This is a genomic window from Nonomuraea sp. NPDC049714 (genome assembly GCF_044465295.1).
GTDB lineage: Bacteria > Actinomycetota > Actinomycetes > Streptosporangiales > Streptosporangiaceae > Nonomuraea.
Map to the genome: position 1 here is coordinate 105,303 of NZ_JBITLM010000019.1, position 16,739 is coordinate 122,041.

Here is a 16,739-nt window from a genome sequence, read left to right on the forward strand (position 1 = left end):
GCCGGTCAGGGACAAGGCGCCCGAATGCACTGGATCTCGCCGGGCGGCTCGACGACCGTGGGCTCCACGGTCGGCTCCGGCGGCTCGGGCGTGCTGGGCTCTTCCGACGGCTCCGGCTCGGGCTCCGTCGTGGGCTCGGAGGTGGGCGTGACGGTGGGCGTCACGGTCGGGGTGACGGTGACCGTCACGCTGGGCGTCGGCACCGTGGGCGTGCCGGTGCCCGTGCTCGGCCGGGTGGTCGGCGTGGTCTTCGTCGGCGGGGCGGGCCTGTCGCCGGTGCTGGTCACGGGGGAGCTGGTGGCGGTGCGCGACTCCTGCTGCGTCACCGGTGGGACGACGGTGCCCTGGTCGGAGGTCTCGGCCGGGCGCATCCAGATGATCCCGGCGACCGCCGCGGTGGCTGCGACGGCGGCGGCCATGGCCAGCATCGCCGACAGCGCGCGGCGGCGCGGGGCGGTGGTGGGGACGGTGGTGCCGGCGGCGGTGTGGGCGGTGTGGGCGCCTGCACCGGCAGTGACGGAGGCGGTGGCGGAGGCGGGGACCGGGGAGGCCACCGGAACGGGAGCGGCGGCGGTGTCCGGGGAGTCCAGGGCCTGACCGGCCGCCTGCGCCATCAGGGCGGCCGACGGCCAGCGCCGCTCCGGCGCCTTCTCCATCGCGCGGGCCACCACCTGGCGCGGCCCCGCCGGCACCTCGGCGGGCAGCTCGGGGACGGGCGCGTGCAGGTGCTTGAAGATGATCTGGACGGGGGTGTCGCCCTCGAACGGCAGCCGGCCGGTCATGCACTCGTAGGCGACCACGCCGAGCGCGTAGACGTCGACGGCGGGCGTCACCTCGCTGGCCGTGGCCATCTCGGGCGCGCAGTAGCCGGCCGAGCAGAGCATCGCCCCGGTGGCGGTGAGCTGGCCGGCGGAGGCGGAGTGCGCGATGCCGAAGTCGGTGAGGACCACCGAGCCGCCGGGCCGCACCATGAGGTTGGCCGGCTTGACGTCGCGGTGCACGATGCCCTGCTCGTGGGCGGCGGCGAGCGCGCCGGCCACCTCGACGACCAGTCGCATGGTGTCGGCCGGGCCGAGCGCGCCGCGGCGCAGCACGCGGTCGAGCGACTCGCCCTCGACGAACTCCATCACCAGGAAGCTCACCTGGCGCTCGGCGACCTCGCTGGTGCCGTAGTCGTAGACGTCGACCACGCCGGGGTGGCGGAGCGTGGCCATGGCCCTGGCCTCGTTCTGGAAGCGCCGCAGGAAGGTGGGGTCCTCCGACAGCGCCGGCTGGAGCACCTTGACGGCCACGGTGCGGCCGAGGACGGTGTCGTCGGCCCGCCAGACCTCGCCCATGCCGCCGCCGCCGACCCGGCGGGTCAGAAGGTAGCGGCCGTTGAGCGTGATCCCGGATTCGAGCACGTCATCGAGGCTAACACCGTGGCAGGTGTGGGCGGGGTCAGAACGTGCCGCTGGTGATCCAGGCGGCTCCGGAGGAGGCGGGGCGAGGATCGCCGTGATCCTCGCCCCGCCCGCTCAGGAAGCGTCCTTGGCGCGGTTGCGCAGGGCCCGGCTGACGCCGTCGGCGCCCTCCAGGATCAGCCGGCGCAGCGCCTGGGGCCGGTCCTCGGCCGCCAGGTAGTCCTGCGCCGCCCGCACGGTCTCCTCCTCGATGAGCAGCGAGGGGAAGCACCCGACCGCGAACGTCGAGGCCTGGTCGAACGTCCACTCCTGGTAGATCCGCCCCACCTGCTCGAAGTACTTCGCGCGGTACGGCTCCAGCAGCTCGGGGTGGTGCGGGTCCTGGAAGCCGTTGATCGTGGTGCGGGCGATGTGGTTGGCGAGCTCGCCGCCCACGATCCGCTCCCATGCCGCGACCTTGGCCTCGGCCGTCGGGACCGCGGCCCGGCACAGCGCCGCGGACCTCTCGCCGGTGGCCGTACGGTCGCGCTCCAGCTCGGCCTCGATGTCGGCCGGGCCCAGCCTGCCGCCGACGACCAGCGCGTGCACCAGCGTCCAGCGCAGGTCGGTGTCCACCGACAGCCCCGCGGGGACCTCGCGGCCGTCCAGGATCGCCGCCAGCAGCGCCAGGTCGTCGTCGGAGGTGGCCACCGGCGCGAACGCCTGAAGGTAGGCGAGCTGGTGGTCCGAGCCGGGCGAGGCGGCGGCGAGCAGCGAGCGCAGCTCGCCGCCCAGCAGCGCCATGCCCTCGGCCCGCCACGCCGGGTCGGCGTACTGCTGTACGGCCTGCCGCGCCTGCCGCAGCACCGTCTGCAGGACGGTGAGGTCCTTGACCGTGGCGATGCCCGAGACGACCAGCTTGATGTAGTCGCGGGTGGACATCTCGCCGTCACGGGTCATGTCCCAGGCGGCGGACCAGCACAGCGCGCGGGGCAGCGACTCGGTGAAGGCGGCGATGCCGCCCTCGACCAGCGTGCGCAGCGACCGCTCGTCCAGCCGGATCTTGGCGTAGGTCAGGTCGTCGTCGTTGACCAGCACCAGGTCGGGCTGCTCTTCGCCGATCAGCTCGGCGACGGCCGTGCGGGCGCCCACCACGTCGAGCTCGACCCGCCTGGTGCTGGTCAGCGCGCCGTCGGCGAGGGAGTACAGGCCGATCGCGACGCGGTGCGAGCGCAGCGTCGGGTAGTCGGCGGGAGCCTCCTGCAGCACCTCGAACGAGGTGAACCTGCCGTCGCTCACCTCGAACGACGGGCGCAGCGTGTTGACCCAGGAGGTCTCCAGCCATTCCTTCGACCACGACGACAGGTCGCGGCCGGAGGTGCGCTCCAGCGCGCCCAGCAGGTCCTTCAGCTCGGTGTTGCCCCACGCGTGCTCGTTGAAGTAGTCGCGCACGCCGGCCAGGAAGTTGTCCAGCCCGACGTAGGCGACGAGCTGCTTGAGCACCGAGGCGCCCTTGGCGTAGGTGATGCCGTCGAAGTTGACCTCGACCGCCTGCATGTCCGGGATGTCGGCGGCGATCGGGTGGGTGGAGGGCAGCTGGTCCTGCCGGTAGGCCCAGGCCTTCTCCACGTTGGCGAAGGTCGTCCAGGCGCCCCCGCCCCAGCGGGTGGCCTCGGCCTGGGCGAGCACCGACATGTAGGTGGCGAACGACTCGTTCAGCCACAGGTCGTCCCACCAGCGCATGGTGACGAGGTCGCCGAACCACATGTGCGCCATCTCGTGCAGGATCGTCTCCGCGCGCCGCTCGACCACGGCGTCGGTGACGCGGGAGCGGAAGACGTAGTCCTCCAGGAAGGTCACGCAGCCCGCGTTCTCCATCGCGCCGGCGTTGAACTCCGGCACGAAGAGCTGGTCGTACTTGCCGAAGGGGTAGCGGACGCCGAAGACCTTGTGGAAGAAGTCGAAGCCCTGCCGGGTGACCTCGAGGATGTTGTCGGCGTCGAGGTGCTCGGCGAGCGAGTCGCGGCAGTAGATGCCCAGCGGGATGCCGTCGTGCTCGGCGGTCACCTTGTGGTACGGCCCGGCCACGAGCGCGGTGATGTAGGTGGACATGATCGGGGTGGTGGCGAAGGTCCAGCGCTTGGCGGCGGGCACGGTGCCGTGCTTGCCCGGCTGCTCGGGCAGCTCCACCACGGAGTCGGCCGTGGCGTTGGAGATGACCTCCCAGTCCTCCGGCGCGAGCGCGGTGAGCTGGAAGGTGGCCTTGAGGTCGGGCTGGTCGAAGCAGGCGTACATGCGGTGCGCGTCGGCCGTCTCGAACTGGCTGTGCAGGTAGACCTTCTGGTCCACCGGGTCGACGAAGCGGTGCAGGCCCTCGCCGGAGCGCATGTAGGCGCAGTCGGCGTCGACGAGCAGCTCGTTGGAGCCGGCGAGCGAGGGGAGCGGGAAACGCCCCTTGTCCTCGTCGTAGCTGGCCGGGTCGAGCTCCTGGCCGTTGAGCACGACCTTGCGCACACGGGCGCCGTGCAGGTCGATGAAGGTGGCGGCGCCGGGCTGGGCGCTGGAGAAGCGGACGGTGGTCACGCTCTCGAAGCGCTCCTCGCCCTCCGTGAGGTCGAGTGCCACCTCGTACGACTCGACCTTCAACAGCCGGGCACGCTCACGAGCTTCGTCCCGGGTCAGGTTGCCTGCCAAGTTGCGCTCCTTTTCACCACTTCGCTGAAGATTGTCCGTATCCTGCCATGCCAGGAATAGGCGACGGACCTCACAAGGTTATGGCCCCACATGACGCAGAAGACTCCTGTCAGCCTCTGGTTCGATCCTTTCTGCCCGTACGCCTGGGTGACGTCACGATGGCTTCTCGAAGTCGAGAAGGTCCGGCCCATCGAGATCACCTGGCGGATCATGAGCCTGGAAGTCCTCAACAAGGACAAGGACGTCTCGGACGACTACCGCGCGCGCATCGCCAGGGCGGTCGGCCCGGGCAGGGTGGTGGCCGCGGTCGCCGCCGAGCACGGCGACGAGGCCGTCGGGCGGCTCTACACCGAGCTCGGCACCCTCATGCACAACCAGGGGCACACGAAGCGCGAAGGCAGCCTGCGCGCCACCGTCGAGGAGGCCCTGGTGGCCGCCGGCCTGGACAAGGCGACGGCGGACGCGATGGAGTCCGACGCGTTCGACGAGGCCGTCAAGCGCTCCCACGACGAGGGCATGGCCCTGGTCGGCCAGGAGGTCGGCACGCCCGTCATCCGTGTCGGCGACAACGCGTTCTTCGGGCCCGTGATCACCTCCATCCTCAGGGGCGAGGACGCGGGCAGGCTGTGGGACGGCGTCCTGCTGGTCACCGAGTTCGATGACTTCTTCGAGCTGAAGCGGACGCGCACGCGCTCGCCGCGTTTCGACTGACTTTTTCCCTCGTGGCGGTAGAAGAAGTCGTGTTCGCGGGGGACACCGCTCATCCCGTGAAGAGCGAGTCCCTCGCGAAGTGACCACAGGCACGCCAGGATGAGGGGTATGCGTCAGCTTTACATCGGCGGTGCCTGGACCGCCTCAGCCTCGGGAGAGGCGATCGAGGTCGTCAATCCGGCCACGGAGGAGATCATCGACCGGGTGCCCGCGGGCACTCAGGTGGACGTCCAGGAGGCGGTGAGCGCGGCCAGGAAAGCCTTTGCCACCTGGTCGGTCACCGCTGCCGCGGAACGCGCCAAGATGCTCGCCGCCGCGGCCGAGCTGCTGATGGGGCGTGCCGACGAGGTCGCCAGGATCATCGCCGCCGACATGGGCTCGCCGCTGGGATTCGCGCTCAAGGTGCAGACGCTGATGCCCGCCCGCGTGCTCATCTCCTACGCCGGGCTCGCCGAGAGCCACCCGCGTGAGTCACGCGTCGGCAACTCGCTCGTCGTCAAGGAGCCGGTCGGCGTCGTCGCCGCCATCACGCCCTGGAACTACCCGCTGCACCAGATCATCGCCAAGGTCGCCCCGGCGCTGGCCGCCGGCTGCACGGTCGTGCTCAAACCGAGCGAGGTGGCGCCGCTGGCCGCCTACGCGCTGGCCGAGATCTTCCACGAGGTGGGCCTGCCTCCAGGCGTCTTCAACCTGGTCAGCGGGCGCGGGCCGGTCGTCGGCGAGGCCATGGCCGCGCACCCCGAGGTGGACATGATCTCCTTCACGGGCTCCATCAGGGCCGGCCGCAGGGTCGCCGCGCTGGCCGTGGAGGACGTCAAGCGGGTCGCCCTGGAGCTCGGCGGCAAGTCCGCGAACATCATCCTGCCCGACGCCGACCTCGGCGTGGCCGTCAAGGTGGGTGTCGCCAACTGCTTCGTCAACGCCGGCCAGACCTGCTCCGCCTGGACCCGCATGCTGGTCCACCGCGACCACTACGACGACGCCGTCCGCCTGGCCGTCGAGGCCGCGCGCAAGTACACCGTGGGCGACCCGTTCGACGAGGGCACCAGGCTGGGGCCGCTGGTCTCCGCGGCGCAGCGCGACCGCGTCGTCCGCTACATCAACCGGGGCCAGGAGGAAGGCGCCAGGCTGGTGGCCGGCGGCACCGACCGGCCGCTGCCGCGCGGCTTCTACGTGGAGCCGACGGTCTTCGCGGGGGTCGAGTCCGGCATGACGATCGAGCAGGAGGAGATCTTCGGCCCGGTCCTGTCGATCATCCCCTACACCTCCGAGGACCAGGCGGTACAGATCGCCAACGGCACCCCGTACGGTCTGGCGGGCGCGGTTTGGGCCGGCACCGAGGAGCGGGCCGTCGCGCTGGCGCGCAGGCTGCGCACCGGTCAGGTGGCCATCAACGGCGGCGGATTCAACCCGCTGGCCCCCTTCGGCGGCTACAAGCAGTCGGGCATCGGCCGCGAGCTCGGCGAGCACGGACTGGAAGAGTTCCTGGAGGTCAAGGCCCTGCAGCTCTGACCTGGACGCAGGAGGCCGGATGGGGCGCGCACACCCAGCGCCCTGGCCGGCAGCACCGTCTACGCCTGCGAGATGATCTTCCTGGCCTGGTTCTTCGGCAGGCGGTCCACGTACAGCCTGCCGTCGAGATGATCGTTCTCGTGCTGGAAGCAGCGGGCGAGCGAGCCGCGAGCCTGGACGCGGACCGGACGCTCCAGCCGGTCGAAGCCCTCGACCGTCACGCCCGCCGCGCGCCCCAGCGGGGCGAAGGCCGGCCGGCCCGTGGCGCGCTCGGGCACCGACAGGCAGCCCTCCTCGTCGACGATCTCCTCGGCGTCGTCGACGGTCAGCGTGGGGTTGATCAGATGGCCCTTGCGGCCGCTGATGTCGTAGACGAACAGGCGGCGCGACACGCCGATCTGCGGACCCGCCAGGCCCACCCCGTCCACCGCGTACATCGCCTCGAACATCTCGTCGATCAGGCGGCGCAGCTCACGGTCGAAGTCCTTGACCGGCTCGGCGGGGGTGCGCAGGACCGGGTCGCCGATCACGCGGATCTCACGCTTGGAATCACGCACGGACGCTCTCATCTCTCGTAAGGGCTGCATGGCGTTGGCATCCCTTACTCTAGCCAGGGCCGGCGGCACTGGAACCTGGCGCGCGGGGCTGTGGAAGACTGGGCGGGTGCGTGTCTACATCGGTGCCGACCATGCCGGCTATGAGCTGAAGAACCACCTGGTGTCCTGGCTGAAGGAGCACGGTCACGAGGTGACCGACTGCGGTCCCTCCGTCTATGACGCCGAGGACGACTATCCCGCCTTCTGCCTGCGCGCCGCCGAGGGCGTGGCGAGCGACCCGGGCAGCCTGGGCGTCGTCATCGGCGGGTCCGGCAACGGTGAGCAGATCTCCGCCAACAAGGTGCGCGGCATCCGCGCCGCCCTCGCCTGGAGCGAGGAGACGGCCCAGCTCGCGCGCGAGCACAACAACGCCAACGTGGTCGCCGTCGGCGCACGCATGCACACCACCGAAGAGGCCACCGGCTTCGTCGAGGTCTTCCTCGCCACCGCGTTCTCCGGCAGCGAGCGGCACAGCCGGCGCATCGCCCAGGTGCAGGCCTACGAGACCATCGGCCAGCTGCCCTCGCTGCCCTAGCTCTTGCGCTTGACGTCGCGTTTGGGCATCTCGTCACGCAGGGGCCGCCTGTCGGCGGCCTCCTGCTGCTCCTTCGACGGCCGCGAGACGTCTCGCGCGCGCATCGCGGTGATCGCGGTGATCTGCAAGCTCTGCAGTGCCATGCCTCGGACTCTACGTCAGAAGACGAGGGCGCCCCACGGCTTGGGACTCCACGACATGGCCGTGCTCAGCGCGCGGACGGCGCCCGGCGTGTGCTCGCCGACCAGTCCGGCCCCGAAATCCTCGATCAGCGTCCCGTCGCCCAGATAGGCGGAGCCCAGCGAGGCGGCCTTCAGCGTGATGTCCGGCTCGTCGTCGACCGGCTTGCACTCCGCGCCCGTGGTGTCGGCGCTGAGCCGCCAGCGGCGGGAGTTCCAGGGGCAGGTCTCGTCCGTCACCTCCAGCACCACGTCCACGGGCGCCGCGTAGGAGCGCGCGGCCAGCGCCGTGTCCACCTCGACCAGGCGCACCCACAGGTCGTCGCACCAGCGGGCGCGCAGGTGCCGCGGGTTGGCGACCAGCGCGAACAGCGGATCGTCCACCGGCCGGGCCGGGCTGACGATCTTGGTCACCAGGTCCCGGTCGAGCACGCCGCGCCAGAGCAGCGCGTAGGCGGCCGGATCGGCGGCGAACAACTCGTTCAGCCTGAGCTCACCGGCGGGCAGCCCGTTGCCGTCCCACTCCGACTTGACCCTGAACAGCGCGTAACCTCGTACGCCCTGGTCGTCCTCGGCGATCATCGACCGGAGCACGCCCGCGCCGTGCTGGTCGAACTCCTCGTCGGCCAGCACGTTGTCCCAGAACGCCGGGTTGCGCTCGTACAGGCCGGGACGCTGGGTGACGACGGCGGCGAACAGCCGCTCGAAGTCGGCGCGCGCCTCGGCCGGCTTGGCGACCCTGAGCCTCAGCGCCGGATCCACCGGCGCGTCCCTGACGAAGTCGGCGCCGTGCTTGTCGACGGACAACGCCAGCTGTCCGGCCGCTCTGCCGTACCCGAACCTGCCGTAGATCGGCGTCTCGGACGCGTACAGCGCCGCGACCGCCTCGCCTCGCTCGCGCACGTCGGTGAGCTGCCGCCGCATCAGCGCCGACAGCACGCCCCGGCGGCGGTGGGAGGGGAGCACGCTGACGGCCGTCACGCCCGCGACCGGGATCGGCCCGCCCGGGACCGTCATCCGGAAGCTGTAGACGGCCGTGCAGCCGACGATGGTGTCACCGTCGAACGCGGCCAGGGTGCGGTCGAACTCGATCTCCCGCTTGAAGCGCTCGGACTGAACGGGATGAGGGGTCCAGTTGAACCCTTCGGCGAGTACGTCGCCGAAGGCGGACCAGTCGGCCTCGGCGATGGGACGGATCGGGTAGGTCATCCATCCACGGTACGCACGGACCAAGAAGGACGGCACCTGATTATCGGTGCTTAACGATCAAGGTCTTGGTCAAGTGGGCTGCCCAAAGATGGTCCAGACCGATACAGTCAGGCGCATCATGAGTTCCCGTCCGGCCCCGCTGATCCCGCCACGGCTCCGCGCGCTGCTCGTGCGGGTGCCCTTTCTGGTGCAGGCCGTACGATTCCTCCGACGCGGGCCCCTCGCCCGTGAGCGCAACCTGCTGCTCACGCTCACCGTGCTGGCGCTGGTCATCGGCCTGCTGGCCGCGCGGGTGTCGACGGAGTGGTTCTCGCCCTCGCTGCTCGTCCTGGTCACCCTGGTGGGCGGGCTGCAGCTGCGGGTGCGCAACCTGATCAAGCTGCTGGGGGCGGTCGTCGTCGCGCTCGGCTACGTCGCCTTCACCCTCGGCGCGGCCAGCATCGGGGTCGGGCTGATGGTGACGATCGGATTCACCACGGTGCTGGCCGTGCTCATGGCGCGCACCCGCGGCAAGCTCGGCGTGCAGGGGCTGCGCGGCGACGCGATGCTGCTGGAGCTGCGCGACCGGCTGCGAAGCCAGGGCGAGCTGCCCGAGCTGCCCAAGGACTGGGGCGGCCGGGTGGTGCTCAAGCAGGCGGGCGGCTCCTCCTTCGGCGGCGACTTCCTGGTGTCCATGCGCGACGGCGACCAGGTGGACATCGCGCTGGTCGACGTCTCCGGCAAGGGCGTCGACGCCGGCACCAGGGCGCTGCTGCTGTCGGGCACCTTCGGCGGGCTGCTCGGCTCGGTCGACGACTTCCTGCCCGCCTGCAACTCCTACCTGCACCGCCAGCGCGGCGACGAAGGTTTCGTGACCGCCGTGCACGTCCGCCTCGACCTGGCCTCGGGCGACTACACCATCACCTCGGCCGGTCATCCTCCGGTGGTCAAGTTCGACGCCGGCACCGGCAACTGGGAGGTCGCCTCGGCCAAGGGCGTGGTCCTCGGCGTGGTGCCCGACCTCCACTGCGAGCCCGAGAGCGGCACCCTGCACAAGGGCGACGCGCTGCTGCTCTACACCGACGGGCTGATCGAGCAGCCGGGGCGTGACATCGACGCCGGGCTCGACAAGCTGCTGGGCGAGGCCGAGCGGCTGCTGCCGTCCGGATTCCGCGACGGCGCCCGCGCCCTGGTCAACGCCATGGCCTCGGGCCACAACGACGACTGCGCGCTGGTCCTCATCTGGCGTCCGTAGGCACGGATCGTCCGCAAGCCGTCCAGGTACGGAGAGTTCGACTACCCTGGGGCTGTCAAGACCTTCCGGCTGCCTGGAGCGCACGTAGATGAACTGGCTCTTCCTCGCGGGGATCGTCGTCTTCCTCATCGGTCTGATGGCGTCCATCGCGTTGCACGAGATCGGGCATCTCGTGCCTGCCAAGATCTTCGGCGTCCGGGTGACGCAGTACATGGTCGGCTTCGGCTCGACCGCCTGGTCCCGGCGCAAGGGCGAGACGGAGTACGGCATCAAGTGGCTGCCGCTGGGCGGCTACATCCGCATGATCGGCATGCTGCCGCCCCGGCCGGGTGACGACCCCACCAAGCTCAGGGGCAGCTCGACCGGCCCCTTCCAGAGCCTCATCGACACCGCCCGCGAGGCGGCGCAGGAAGAGGTGCGGCCGGGCGACGAGGACCGGGTCTTCTACCGCAAGAAGTGGTGGCAGAAGGTCATCATCATGTCCGGCGGCCCGGCGATGAACTTCGTGCTGGCGTTCATCCTCTACACGATCCTGCTCGTCGGCATCGGCCTGCCGACGTACGCGCCGATCGTGTCGCCCGACACCAACACCTGCGTGATCCCGATCAGCGAGCAGCGCACCGAGTGCCGGTCCACCGACCAGCCGACCCCCGCCTCCAAGGCCGGTCTCAAGGCCGGGGACGAGCTCGTCTCCCTCGACGGCAAGAAGATCGAGACGTGGGAGGACGCCACCCAGCTGATCCGCTCCCACGGCGCGGGCGACATCGCGCTCGGCATCGTGCGCGACGGCAAGCCGATGACGCTGACCGTCTCGCTCATCGCCCAGGACCGGCCCAAGCCCGACGACCCCGACACCATCGAGCGCAACGTCGGCTTCCTCGGCGTGCTGCCCACCCAGGTCATGCAGACGCAGAGCGTCGGCGCGGTCTTCGGGCACATGGCGGAGCTGACCGGCCGGGTGGCGCAGTCGCTGGTCAACCTGCCGGAGAAGATGGTCGGCGTCTGGCACGCCGCCTTCTCCGGCGAGGAACGTGACCCCGAGGGTCCGGTGGGCGTCGTCGGCGCCGGGCGCATGGGCGGGGAGATCCTCGCCTCCGACCTGACCGGGCTGCAGAAGTTCGCCATCTTCGTCAACCTGCTGGCCGGGTTCAACCTGGCGATCGGCATGTTCAACCTGATCCCGCTGCTACCGCTCGACGGCGGCCACATCGCCGGCGGGCTGTGGGAGGGCGTCAAGCGTGGTTACGCCCGGGTCATGCGCCGCCCCGAGCCCAACTACGTCGACATCGCCAAGGTCCTGCCGCTCACGTACGCGCTGGCGCTCGTCATGATCATCATGGCCGGGTTGCTCGTCTACGCCGACCTGATCAATCCGCTGCGGCTCACGGGCTGACGTCCCCGTCGCCGGTCATCCCGTCGATCCGCTCGCGCAGCAGGTCGGCGTGGCCGTTGTGGCGCGCGTACTCCTCGATCATGTGCATCATGATCCACCGCAGTGAGACGGCCTGGTCGTCCCGTCCCCGCTTGGCGAGCGCGTCCAGGGACACACACCTGGCCGCCTTGCGGGCCAGCGCCACCTCCTCGCGCCACTGCGCGGACGTCTCCGCCCAGGTGGCCGTCCCCGCCTCGGTGAACTCGGCCAGCTCGGGGTAGAGGTGCGGAATGTCCTCACCCGCCAGGCGGCGCCGGAACCAGGAGCGCTCCACCTTGGCCAGGTGCCGCACCAGCGCCATCAGCGACAGCGTCGACGGCGGCGCCGACGCCAGGCGCAGCTGCTCGTCGCTGAGGCCCCGGCACTTGAGCAGCAGCGTCTCGCGATGCCAGTCGAGCCACTCGTCCAGCATCTCGCGCTCGCCGGCGATGTAGGCCGGATAGGGATACTCCCGCATACTCTCCGATTATGGACCCTCTTGCAGCATTGAGAGAGATCTGCCGCGCCCTGCCCGAAACGACCGAGCGACTCAGCCACGGTGAGCCCACCTGGTTCATCCGGGGCAAGAAGACGTTCGTCATGTACGCCGACCACCACCATGACGACCGGCTGGCCTTCTGGTGTGCCGCTCCCGCGGGTGTCCAGGAGGAGCTGGTGGCCGCGGATCCGGGGCGGTTCTTCCGCCCGCCGTACGTGGGCCACCGGGGCTGGCTCGGCGTCTACCTGGACGTCGACGACGTCGACTGGGAGGAGATCGCGGAGATCGTGGTGGACGCCTATCGCCAGATCGCGCCCAAGTCCCTTGTCGAGCTGATTCAGGTCAGGCCTCACTGAAAACCGTACGCGGCGATCGACGGCGCGCGCTCGGCCGGCTCCTGGCTCAGCTGTACGCGGGTCATCGCAGCGCTGATCGATGACCGTTCCGTCCCTGGTTGAGTCCCGAGATCGCCTGACGGCCACGGCGGTGCTTCGCGCGGCGCTGGTGAGTCCTCAGCCCCGGGTGAACGGTGCCAAAGTGGGCCCGAAGGCCGCGCCGAGGACGAGCCATCCGAGGATGACGATGAGCCAGAGCACGGCGCGTCTGCTCGGCGGGGGGCCGCCGCGTAGCAGGGAGACGCCCAGGGGGACGAACGCGGCGCAGAGTCCGCCTGCGGCGATGACGGATGCCAGCGCACGTCCCGCCACGCTGAGTAGTAGTCGCCGATGCCGTTGATCATCGATGACAGCCCGAGGCTGTCGGTCAGGTGGAAGGCCAGGTGATCGGTGCCGAACTGGAAGGTTCGGGTGAACAGGCCGACGATCACCAGACAGCCGCCCCACAGACCCCACAGCGGGCTGGTGGCGGCGATCCTCTGCGCCAGCGTCATGACCGCCGGACACAGCAGGATGATCCCGCAGGCGAAGCAGGCGTAGGCGGCGGTGATGAGGGCGGGGTGCCGGGTGTAGGCGGCGAGCTGGTCAGGGAAGAAGTAGTGGAACTGGGCGCGTAGCAGAATCCCGGCCATGAGCAGGGCGGGACCGCAGGTCAGACCGATGGCGCTCACCCATCGTCCGGGAAACGGGGGCTGTCGGCTCAGGTTGGCCGTGGCGTTGGCGGCGCGCCGGTCCGCCTCGGCCTGGCGCCACCGCGTGACTCGCCCGTGAAGCTCGATGTCCATGCGTTCCGCCCATCTCGTCGGTGCCGGATGCATCAGCATGGTGATGGGCGACGCGGCGCGTCCGGCTCAGGTCGCATCTTGGTGCGGCATGCACGAGCCAGGTACGACCACAGACGGATGCGAGATGTCCTACGGTGGGCAGATGCCGGACGGCCTTGCCGGGCGATGACTTCTCGTCATGAACTGGGCTCGGCGACTCGGCCGCCTGCGTCATCGCCTCCAAGAACTCGGCGTGAGGGGCTTCGTCAGCCAGCATCGAGAGGGCGTCATCGATCCTGTAGGAACAACGGCACGGGTCTCCACGAGCTGGCGTAGTTCAGATCCGCTCCGCCGGTGTCTCAAAGATCACTCACGCCGCCAACACCTGGCCATGCTGGGGGTCAGCCGAGATAACGGAATTCCGGCCATGAGAGGATCGCGAACTCTCTGACCTGCGAAAATATCGAAGTACCAAGCTCCGTCGTAGGGCTCGCGCCAGCCGTACTTCCGAGTCACCCGTACCCGCCGGCGGCCGCGAGTGACCGGAGCTTTCCGCCATTGGCGTCGAGCCAGCGGTTCGTGTCCTCCAGCTTGCGGATCCGGTCGGCGACCTCGCCGAACTGTGCCTTCCCGTTCAGCCAGAGGCCCGCCCGCCACAGGACGCTGCCGACCGCCCGGGCGAGGAGAAGCCGGGGCAGCGCGTCGGCCTCGGCGGCGTCCAACGGGCGAACCGAGGCGTACCCCCGGAGGAAGGCCGCCGTGCCGAGCTGCCAGTCGCGCGACTCCAGGGCCCCGCTGTAGAACAGCGCTGCCATCACGTCCTGGACCAGAAAGCCGACCCCGGCGAACTCGAAGTCAAGCAGCCCGCTCACCTCCCCGGTGTCCTCGTCCACCAGCACGTTCCAGGCCGCCAGGTCACCGTGGATGACCTGGGTCGGCAGCGCGCCGCAGCCTGCGGACCACTCCCGCCCGACACGGCGTGCCACGGCGTCGAGGCGGGCGGCCCGCTCCGCGCTGATCCCGGCGGCGCGCAGCTGACGGCAAAGGACGCCGATGTGCGGCACGGCGGGGTGCGCCAGGAGAGGGTCACCTCGCCAGTCCCCCAGCCCGTCTTCTGGCGGCACGCCCAGCATCGCCTCGCCGAGCAGCCCGGCCGCCCGGCCGAAGCGCTCGAGTGCCGTCCGGTCCGTGAGGTCGGGCCGCACGCCGGGGATCCACCGGCAGACGGTGGCGGGCCCGGCCGCGGTCTCGATCACCGTGTCCCCGCTGGGCGCGGCGACTGGTTCGGGCACCTGGAAGGGAAGTCCGGCCCGCCGCAGCCGCTGCAGGATCCGGTGCTCGGTGCCGACCTGCGCGGCGGACAGGGTCTGGCTGACCCGGAGCACGAATTGGAGGCTCCCCTGGTGGAGCAGGAACGTCTGGTTGTTGGTCCCCTGCTCGGCTCGGCTGATCGTCGTATCCGGGGGAAAACCCCACGCTGCCGGCAGCCCGGCCATGAACTCCAGGTCGGCGGGCGCGATCATGCGCCCCATTCTGACGGCATGCCCAGGCTGGCGCGCAACCGGTTATAGGCCCTCTCGTATCAAGAGTCAGCAAGGGGTTCCGATTCTGGCCAACCAGCCAGGGCCGCGCTTTTCTGACTCGGGTAGAGTTGAGGTACGACCAGAAGCGGCCATCAGTCGATCGTGATCGTAATCTCGGAAGTACGACTGGCGCGCGAGTCCCACGACGGAGCTCGGTACCTCGATATTTTCGCAGGTCAGAGAGTTCGCGATCCGCTCATGGCCGGAATTCCTGTTACCTCGGCTGACCCCGATGCTGGCTCAGCGTAAGTCCAAGGAGTTTGCCGATAACGGGCGTAGGCGAGCAGGACGCTGTTGTGGTCGGGACGGGCATCGATGCCGAGCTGGGTTAGGCGGCGGGACAAGCTGCTGGGGTGCCGGGGCTGGCCGGGGAAGAGCCAGGTTCCGTCGTGGAGGTGGCGAGCGGTGACCTCGCTGCGCAGGGTGGGGAGTTGGTTGATCAGGTCGGCGAGTGGGCCAGGAAGAACGACGGTCGTGGCACCGAGGCTGAGTTCGGTGCGCCCGTCGTCGCGATGATGGATGCGGCTGCGGGTGAGTAGGGCGATCCGGCTAACCTGCTGAGCGAACAGCAGGACCAAGAGGCCGGCGACCCGGTCGGCGGTCGGGAGGGTGTCTTCGGTCAACAGGCGTCGTGCTTGCGCCCATCGGTGGTCGTCCGGGGTGAACTGGGACCCCTCGGTGCTGTTCGCGAGCTGAGGACTGCCAAGCCAGGCGTCCAGGTCGATCTGTCGACAGGTGGCCAGGGTGCGGCCTCGGCTGGCAGGCAGTTGGCCACGCACCAACGCACAGGACGACCTCGGCAGAGTCCACCCTCACATACCGACGACCAGCTAAAACGCCTTCTTCAAGAGTGCGAATAGCTCATCAGATGCTATTCGTCCTCCTATCAGTGCATGGATACGTGCACGTGGTCGTAGTGGTTCTCGGTGACGCTGCCGCGGTCGGACATCGTGCTCCAGCCGGAGCCGTGGTTGATCCGCTGCTTCCAGATGACGTACTTGACGCCGAGCTTGTCGCGGTTGTCGACGGTCCACTCCGCGATGCTGTCGCCGAGCGCGTTGTGGACGGCGCTGGGGAGGCTGCCGCCGGTGCTCATCATGAAGTCGCACGCCCGGCCCAGCGGGTGCTCGCCGCCGCCACCCGAGCGGAAGCAGCCGACCGCGAACGGCAGCTTGAAGTTCTTCTGCAACTGCTCGCGCATCAGCCGGGTGCGGGCGGTGATGTTGTCGGGGCCCGACGGCAGCTGAGGCGCCCAGCTGCCGTCGGAGCGGCGGCCGGTGCTGAACGGGACGAGGTCCTTGAGCTTCTTCTGGATGTCGCCGATGACGTCCTCGGCCTCGTCGCGCTGCTCGGCCACCTCGGCGGTGTCGGCGCTGATGTCGCGGGCCAGCGCCGCCGCCTCGTCCGCGGCGTTCTTCTTCTCGTCGCGCGCGTCGAACACGTCCTGAACCAGGGCCGTCTGATCGGCGGTGACCTGCTCCAGCAGGGCCGCGGCGGCGCCGTCGGGCGGCACCACCAACGCCGGAAGCGGCATGCCGCCGTTCTGATAACGCAGATTGGCGAGCTCGGCGACGCGCCCACGGGCGGCGGTGAGCGCCTCCTCGGCGGCGGCGAGCCGTTTCTCGGCCGCCTCGGCGGCCTGCTTGGCCTTGGCCAGCTCGACCCGCTTGAGGTTGTAGCGCTCGATGAGCTTGTCGACCTTCTGGTTCAGCCCTTTGAGCTCGTTACGGAGCTCGGCCTCGCTCGGTTTGGGCTCAGCGGTGGTGGAGGTGGTGGTGACGGTGGTCGCGGACGACACCGTCGCTGGAATGAAGATCACCGCCGCCGCGCTGATGACGCCGATGGCAAGGTGCGCGGGGGACGCTGCCGCCACGAACGGGTTCCTCTCCCTCAGCCGACCGGGTTAGCTGACGGGTTCGGGTCAGAGAGCTCCCTACCACCGAAGTGGATTCACCCCAGATGCGGTGGGTCCCCGGCTCCAGGCGACTCGCCCGGATTAGGCGTGGCACAGCGTTACGGCCATGCCTCAAGGGAT

Annotated in this window: 16 protein-coding genes and 1 riboswitch; of the genes, 6 read left to right on the plus strand and 10 right to left on the minus strand. The window is 69.9% G+C overall.

What is annotated here, in order from left to right:
• Positions 1-5: 5 nt before the first annotated feature.
• Together ACIBQX_RS46680 and pepN are read right to left on the minus strand one after the other, a co-directional pair.
• Positions 6-1,403, minus strand: coding sequence for a serine/threonine-protein kinase (locus ACIBQX_RS46680; RefSeq protein WP_397016541.1), 1,398 nt, complete (start codon positions 1,401-1,403; stop codon positions 6-8).
• A gap of 114 nt (positions 1,404-1,517) precedes the next feature.
• Complete coding sequence (pepN, locus tag ACIBQX_RS46685; RefSeq protein ID WP_397016543.1) at positions 1,518-4,076, minus strand: aminopeptidase N; 2,559 nt, start codon at positions 4,074-4,076, stop codon at positions 1,518-1,520.
• Between the two features lie 90 nt (positions 4,077-4,166).
• Between pepN and ACIBQX_RS46690 the strand changes: the two genes are divergently transcribed.
• Both ACIBQX_RS46690 and ACIBQX_RS46695 read left to right on the plus strand, forming a co-directional pair.
• Positions 4,167-4,787: a disulfide bond formation protein DsbA gene (locus tag ACIBQX_RS46690; protein WP_397016545.1), complete on the plus strand. Its 621-nt coding sequence runs from the start codon at positions 4,167-4,169 to the stop codon at positions 4,785-4,787.
• A 108-nt stretch (positions 4,788-4,895) separates the two neighbouring features.
• The gene (locus ACIBQX_RS46695) at positions 4,896-6,299 is read left to right on the plus strand and encodes an aldehyde dehydrogenase family protein (protein ID WP_397016547.1); all 1,404 of its coding nucleotides are present in this window, start codon (positions 4,896-4,898) and stop codon (positions 6,297-6,299) included.
• A 59-nt stretch (positions 6,300-6,358) separates the two neighbouring features.
• On the opposite strand, the gene def is transcribed toward ACIBQX_RS46695, so the two are convergent.
• Positions 6,359-6,856 carry a peptide deformylase gene (gene def / locus ACIBQX_RS46700; protein ID WP_397016549.1) on the minus strand — a complete coding sequence of 166 codons (498 nt, stop codon included), beginning with the start codon at positions 6,854-6,856 and terminating at the stop codon, positions 6,359-6,361.
• Positions 6,857-6,962: 106 nt separating this feature from the next.
• Between def and ACIBQX_RS46705 the strand changes: the two genes are divergently transcribed.
• Complete coding sequence (locus tag ACIBQX_RS46705; protein ID WP_397016551.1) at positions 6,963-7,430, plus strand: ribose-5-phosphate isomerase; 468 nt, start codon at positions 6,963-6,965, stop codon at positions 7,428-7,430.
• On the opposite strand, the gene ACIBQX_RS46710 is transcribed toward ACIBQX_RS46705, so the two are convergent.
• A complete protein-coding gene (locus tag ACIBQX_RS46710) occupies positions 7,427-7,573 on the minus strand; it encodes a hypothetical protein (protein WP_397016553.1) in 147 nt (48 codons plus the stop codon). The two genes, ACIBQX_RS46705 and ACIBQX_RS46710, sit on opposite strands and share 4 nt — an antisense overlap.
• Positions 7,574-7,588: 15 nt before the next feature.
• Positions 7,589-8,818 (minus strand): GNAT family N-acetyltransferase, encoded by a 1,230-nt coding sequence (locus ACIBQX_RS46715; RefSeq protein ID WP_397016555.1) that lies wholly within the window; start codon positions 8,816-8,818, stop codon positions 7,589-7,591.
• A 118-nt stretch (positions 8,819-8,936) separates the two neighbouring features.
• On the opposite strand from ACIBQX_RS46715, the gene ACIBQX_RS46720 reads away from it, so the two are divergent.
• Positions 8,937-10,052, plus strand: a complete 1,116-nt coding sequence (locus ACIBQX_RS46720; RefSeq protein WP_397016557.1) for a PP2C family protein-serine/threonine phosphatase — start codon at positions 8,937-8,939, stop codon at positions 10,050-10,052.
• Positions 10,053-10,140: 88 nt separating this feature from the next.
• Positions 10,141-11,445, plus strand: a complete 1,305-nt coding sequence (locus ACIBQX_RS46725; protein ID WP_397016559.1) for a M50 family metallopeptidase — start codon at positions 10,141-10,143, stop codon at positions 11,443-11,445.
• On the opposite strand, the gene ACIBQX_RS46730 is transcribed toward ACIBQX_RS46725, so the two are convergent.
• The gene (locus ACIBQX_RS46730; RefSeq protein ID WP_397016561.1) at positions 11,435-11,941 is read right to left on the minus strand and encodes a DinB family protein; all 507 of its coding nucleotides are present in this window, start codon (positions 11,939-11,941) and stop codon (positions 11,435-11,437) included. The genes ACIBQX_RS46725 and ACIBQX_RS46730 overlap by 11 nt on opposite strands.
• 11 nt (positions 11,942-11,952) lie before the next feature.
• Here ACIBQX_RS46730 and ACIBQX_RS46735 point away from each other — a divergent pair, with 11 nt between their 5' ends.
• Positions 11,953-12,318: an MmcQ/YjbR family DNA-binding protein gene (locus ACIBQX_RS46735; protein WP_397016563.1), complete on the plus strand. Its 366-nt coding sequence runs from the start codon at positions 11,953-11,955 to the stop codon at positions 12,316-12,318.
• On the opposite strand, the gene ACIBQX_RS46740 is transcribed toward ACIBQX_RS46735, so the two are convergent.
• The 4 genes from ACIBQX_RS46740 to ACIBQX_RS46755 form a co-directional block, all read right to left on the minus strand.
• Positions 12,312-13,142, minus strand: a complete 831-nt coding sequence (locus tag ACIBQX_RS46740) for a hypothetical protein (protein WP_397016565.1) — start codon at positions 13,140-13,142, stop codon at positions 12,312-12,314. The two genes, ACIBQX_RS46735 and ACIBQX_RS46740, sit on opposite strands and share 7 nt — an antisense overlap.
• Before the next feature lie 491 nt (positions 13,143-13,633).
• Entirely contained in the window at positions 13,634-14,644 is a 1,011-nt protein-coding gene (locus ACIBQX_RS46745) for a phosphotransferase enzyme family protein (RefSeq protein ID WP_397016567.1), read from the minus strand.
• Positions 14,645-14,880: 236 nt separating this feature from the next.
• Positions 14,881-15,327: a hypothetical protein gene (locus ACIBQX_RS46750; RefSeq protein WP_397016569.1), complete on the minus strand. Its 447-nt coding sequence runs from the start codon at positions 15,325-15,327 to the stop codon at positions 14,881-14,883.
• Between the two features lie 263 nt (positions 15,328-15,590).
• Positions 15,591-16,577, minus strand: coding sequence for a coiled-coil domain-containing protein (locus ACIBQX_RS46755; protein WP_397016571.1), 987 nt, complete (start codon positions 16,575-16,577; stop codon positions 15,591-15,593).
• Positions 16,578-16,582: 5 nt separating this feature from the next.
• A riboswitch (cyclic di-AMP (ydaO/yuaA leader) is annotated at positions 16,583-16,717 on the minus strand.
• Positions 16,718-16,739 lie beyond the last annotated feature (22 nt).

What these genes read in the sequence shown, in the direction of transcription:
- ACIBQX_RS46740 (WP_397016565.1), bottom strand. Translation starts at nt 13,142, where the DNA reads ATGGACATCGAGCTTCACGGGCGAGTCACGCGGTGGCGCCAGGCCGAG.
- ACIBQX_RS46690 (WP_397016545.1), top strand. Translation starts at nt 4,167, where the DNA reads ATGACGCAGAAGACTCCTGTCAGCCTCTGGTTCGATCCTTTCTGCCCG.
- ACIBQX_RS46745 (WP_397016567.1), bottom strand. Translation starts at nt 14,644, where the DNA reads ATGATCGCGCCCGCCGACCTGGAGTTCATGGCCGGGCTGCCGGCAGCG.
- ACIBQX_RS46710 (WP_397016553.1), bottom strand. Translation starts at nt 7,573, where the DNA reads ATGGCACTGCAGAGCTTGCAGATCACCGCGATCACCGCGATGCGCGCG.
- ACIBQX_RS46735 (WP_397016563.1), top strand. Translation starts at nt 11,953, where the DNA reads ATGGACCCTCTTGCAGCATTGAGAGAGATCTGCCGCGCCCTGCCCGAA.
- ACIBQX_RS46730 (WP_397016561.1), bottom strand. Translation starts at nt 11,941, where the DNA reads ATGCGGGAGTATCCCTATCCGGCCTACATCGCCGGCGAGCGCGAGATG.
- ACIBQX_RS46695 (WP_397016547.1), top strand. Translation starts at nt 4,896, where the DNA reads ATGCGTCAGCTTTACATCGGCGGTGCCTGGACCGCCTCAGCCTCGGGA.
- ACIBQX_RS46720 (WP_397016557.1), top strand. Translation starts at nt 8,937, where the DNA reads ATGAGTTCCCGTCCGGCCCCGCTGATCCCGCCACGGCTCCGCGCGCTG.
- ACIBQX_RS46715 (WP_397016555.1), bottom strand. Translation starts at nt 8,818, where the DNA reads ATGACCTACCCGATCCGTCCCATCGCCGAGGCCGACTGGTCCGCCTTC.
- ACIBQX_RS46725 (WP_397016559.1), top strand. Translation starts at nt 10,141, where the DNA reads ATGAACTGGCTCTTCCTCGCGGGGATCGTCGTCTTCCTCATCGGTCTG.